This window comes from Pseudomonas sp. R62, assembly GCF_000257605.1.
GTDB classification, from domain to species: Bacteria; Pseudomonadota; Gammaproteobacteria; order Pseudomonadales; family Pseudomonadaceae; genus Aquipseudomonas; species Aquipseudomonas atacamensis.
Map to the genome: position 1 here is coordinate 1153496 of NZ_JH635999.1, position 3573 is coordinate 1157068.

Here is a 3573-nt window from a genome sequence, read left to right on the forward strand (position 1 = left end):
GCAGCATCAGCCAGGTGCGCAGGTTGCGGATGGTTTCGCAGAAACGCGGGTGGTCGTTGTCCTCGAACAGCCGCGCCAACTGCCGCCGGCTCTTTTTCATCACCAGCGGCACTACGCTGAGCAGCGGCACATTGAGCAGACTCTCGACGGTGTCGTCGGTCTTGAACGTGTTGCTCAGGGTATCGAAGAGGAAGGCGAGGGCGATGCCGACGATCGCTGCGACCAGCGCGACAATTGCGAGAATCAGGTTCTTGCGCGGTTTGCTCGCTTCCAGCGGTGCGATCGCCGGGTCGACGATGCGCGCCTTGGCCGAATCCATGTCCGAGGTGGCGGCGGTTTCCTTGAGGCGGGTGACGAAGGTTTCGTAGAGGGCTCGGGTGCTGTCGACTTCACGCTGGAATTCGCGCAGCTGGAATTCCTTGCGCGAAATGTCCTGAATCTGCGCCTTGTTGCTGTTGAAGGATTTGCGCAAGGCGTCTTCGCTGGCCACTGCCAGTTGATACTGGCGCTCGATACCGGCAACCACTTGCTGCACTTGCAGGCGCAGGCTGTTGGCCGCCGTAAGTTGTTCGGATCGCGCGGAGATCAGCGCCGGGTGCTTCGGCCCGTAGCGGCCCGACAACTCTTCGACTTTGGCCTGGGCCTTGGCCAGATCGGCCTGGAACTGCTGAATCAGCGGATTGCTCAGCACTGCCGGCACGCTGGACAAACGACTGATGTCGCCGTTGCTCAAGGCTTGCGCCTGACGGAACTGGCTCTCCGCTTCGGCACGATCGCGGCGCGCATCGATCATGCGGTTGCCGGTCATCTGCAGCTCGTTGGCACTGATGGTGGCGACGCCGTCGACATCGACCAGACCCTGTTCTTCGCGATAGGCCTGCAACTTGTTTTCGGCGACGCGCAGGTTGTCGCGCAACTCGACCAGGCGGGTGTTCATCCAACTGGTGTTGTTTTGCGAAGACTTCAGGCTGGTGTCCTGCTGGCTGTCGATAAAGCCTTGGGCGAGGGCGTTGGCCACCGCCGCAGCGAGCGCGGGGTCAGGCAGTTCGACTTCGATTTCCAGCAACTGACTTTTGCCGACAAACTTGACGCTGGTATGCAGCATCAGGTTTTGCGTGACGTCGTTGAACACTTGTTCTTCGGTCGCTGGCGGCTTCGGCGGCGGCAGCAGATCCAGCCATGGCAGCCACTGGTCACGATTGAGGTCCGCCAGCCATTGGCGCGGGGTGAACCAACTCTGCGCCTGCTGGCGTGGATCGGTGATCGGGTTGGTAGTCAGGCCAAGTTTGCGCACGGCGCGCTCGGCCAGCTCCCGCGATTGCAGCAGGGCTTGCTGAGTCTGCAAGTAATCAGTGGTGGTGGCGCCGCCGGATTCGGCGGCTTGCTGAAAACTCAACACCGGCGGCGTCTTGTCCTTGATCAGCAATGTCGCACTGCCGACGTACTGCGGCGTGATGAACGACAGCGCCGCCACGGCCAGCGCGCAACTGAGCAGCACCAGCCAGGCGATGTTCCACTTCGCCGACCAGATCACCCGCCACAGGTGCAGCAGATCAAGGGTGTCCGACTCATCGGCGGCTTGCGTTGGCAAGTGGCCCTGGAGCGGACGTTCGAGGTAGGTGCTTGGGCTGTTGTCCATGATCAGAAAAAGCCTTGTGCAATGGAAATGGTGTCGCCGGGGGCGATGACGGTGGTGCGCGAGATGTTCTCCGTGACCGGTGGGCCGCCACTGCCGCGCAAAATCGTCACGCGTTTCATTGAGGCGCGTTCGGTCAGGCCGCCACCCAGGGCGATGGCTTTTTCCAGAGTGAGCCCGGGCTGGAAGGGATAACTGCCGGGCTTCTGCACCTCGCCGTTGATGTAGAACGGGCGGTATTCGATCTGGCTGAGGCTGACTTTCGGGTCGACCAGGTAGCCTTGCTTGAGGCCGTCGACGAGCTTTTGTTCGACCTGATTGGGCGTCAGGCCCTTGGCGACGATTTCGCCGAGAAACGGGTAGGAGAAGGTCCCGGCATCGTTGAGGCGGATCTTCTTGAAGCTCAGTTCCGGCTCGCCGAACACGATGATGCGCAAGACATCGCCAGCGGCCAGGCGGTAATTGGTGTCGGTGTCCGCCGCCTCGACCGTGGGCACTGTCCAGAGCAGCAACAACAATAAAATCAGGCGCGTATGCATGGCCCAACCCTCCTACAGACTGACGTCGAACGTGATCTGGAAAACATTGCGGGTGAAGCTTTCGTTGCCGGCATCGGAGTCGTTATCGCGGTGGCGGTAGGCGACTTCGACGTCCAGCCAGCGGCGCATTTCGTAATTCACGCCGAGTTTGTAGTCCTGCAAATCGTCGCTACGGTCCTGGCCTTCGTAGACGTAATGGCCCATGCCGACTTCGGCAACGCTGGTGATGCGTTCGGTCCAGCCGTGACGCCAACCGATCTGGGTGAAGGTGGCTTTCACCGCGTCGGAGCCATCGTCGCCTTCGGCCATGGCCTGGCGGGCGAGAAAGGTGAAAGTCGAGTAGGTGCGCGGTTTCCACGCCAGATCCACTTGCCAGGTAGGGTTGCTCAGGTCGTCGGAACCACTCTGGTCGAAATTCTTGCGCTCGTAACCGACGCGCAATTTTCCGGTGGTTTTCGCCGTCATGTCCCACTCGGCACCGGCCAGCACTGCGTCGGAGCGGCTGCTGCGCGGGCTGTTCGATTGCAGGTAGTCGAAGCGGGTGTGGTCGTATTCGAGCAAGCCACGGGTCTTGCTGCCGAGGCGGTGATACCAGGTGGTGGTGAGGTTGCTGGTGTTGCGCTCCTTGTCATCGTTGATGCCGTCGGCGTTGTCGTAGCGCAGTTGTGCGTAGCTGGCGCCGAGGTCGATCTGGTTCAGCGCACTGCGCGCACCGAAGGTGTAGACGCCACCGACGCGCTTGCTCTCGATCTTGTCGTTGATGCCGTCGACGGCGGTCGAGGTGGTGCGCTCGTATTTACGCGCCTCGGCTTCGAGTTTCAGCCGATGCCGGTCGGTGAACTCCATGATGCTGTCAGCGCGCAGACGCTGGGCGGTGTTCGAAGCGTCCGAGGCGCTGTGATAGATGTAGCGGGTCGGTTCCCAGATCACCCGCGTGGCGCTGTTGCGGTCCTCCGCCTTGAGCTCGAAGGCCGGCGCCAGACGGGTGACCATGGTCGATTCGACATCGTGTTCGACTTCGCGAAAGTTGTCGTCGTAGCTTTCCGACAAGGCAAAGGTCGGGGTGAAATCGAAGCCGTAGACATTGATCGCTTGCGGCTCAACGCTCCAGGCAGCTTCGGGGGCACAGCAGGCGACGACTAAAACCAGGGAACAGCGAGGCTTCAGAGCCATGGATCACGCTCCTGATTAAGGGGGTCGGGGTCAGGGCGAAGCGGATCCGAACTATTGTCGCTGGCGTTCGAGGTAACTCAGCGGGACGCTGACGTGCTGTTGGCGGTTGAGAAAATTGAGCAGCATCATCACGCGCTCGTCGCCGTGCATGGACAGGAACACGCCTTCGAGCGGGGACAGTGGGCCTTGGACGATTTGCAGAGGTTCGCCGGGTTTGAGCTGCGG

General features: G+C 61.3%; 3 protein-coding genes. All 3 read right to left on the reverse strand.

The window, feature by feature from the left end; genetic code table 11:
• The coding region (locus OQK_RS23490) for a GumC family protein (RefSeq protein WP_016774563.1) at positions 1–1639 on the reverse strand (1639 nt) is incomplete at its 3' end.
• A 2-nt stretch (positions 1640–1641) separates the two neighbouring features.
• Positions 1642–2175 carry a polysaccharide biosynthesis/export family protein gene (locus OQK_RS23495; protein WP_016774564.1) on the reverse strand — a complete coding sequence of 178 codons (534 nt, stop codon included), beginning with the start codon at positions 2173–2175 and terminating at the stop codon, positions 1642–1644.
• A gap of 12 nt (positions 2176–2187) precedes the next feature.
• Entirely contained in the window at positions 2188–3348 is a 1161-nt protein-coding gene (locus tag OQK_RS23500) for an outer membrane beta-barrel protein (RefSeq protein WP_016774565.1), read from the reverse strand.
• Positions 3349–3573 lie beyond the last annotated feature (225 nt).

Bases quoted from the DNA above. Each gene is read 5' to 3' on its own strand.
- OQK_RS23500 (WP_016774565.1), bottom strand. From the start codon at position 3,348: ATGGCTCTGAAGCCTCGCTGTTCCCTGGTTTTAGTCGTCGCCTGCTGT.
- OQK_RS23495 (WP_016774564.1), bottom strand. From the start codon at position 2,175: ATGCATACGCGCCTGATTTTATTGTTGTTGCTGCTCTGGACAGTGCCC.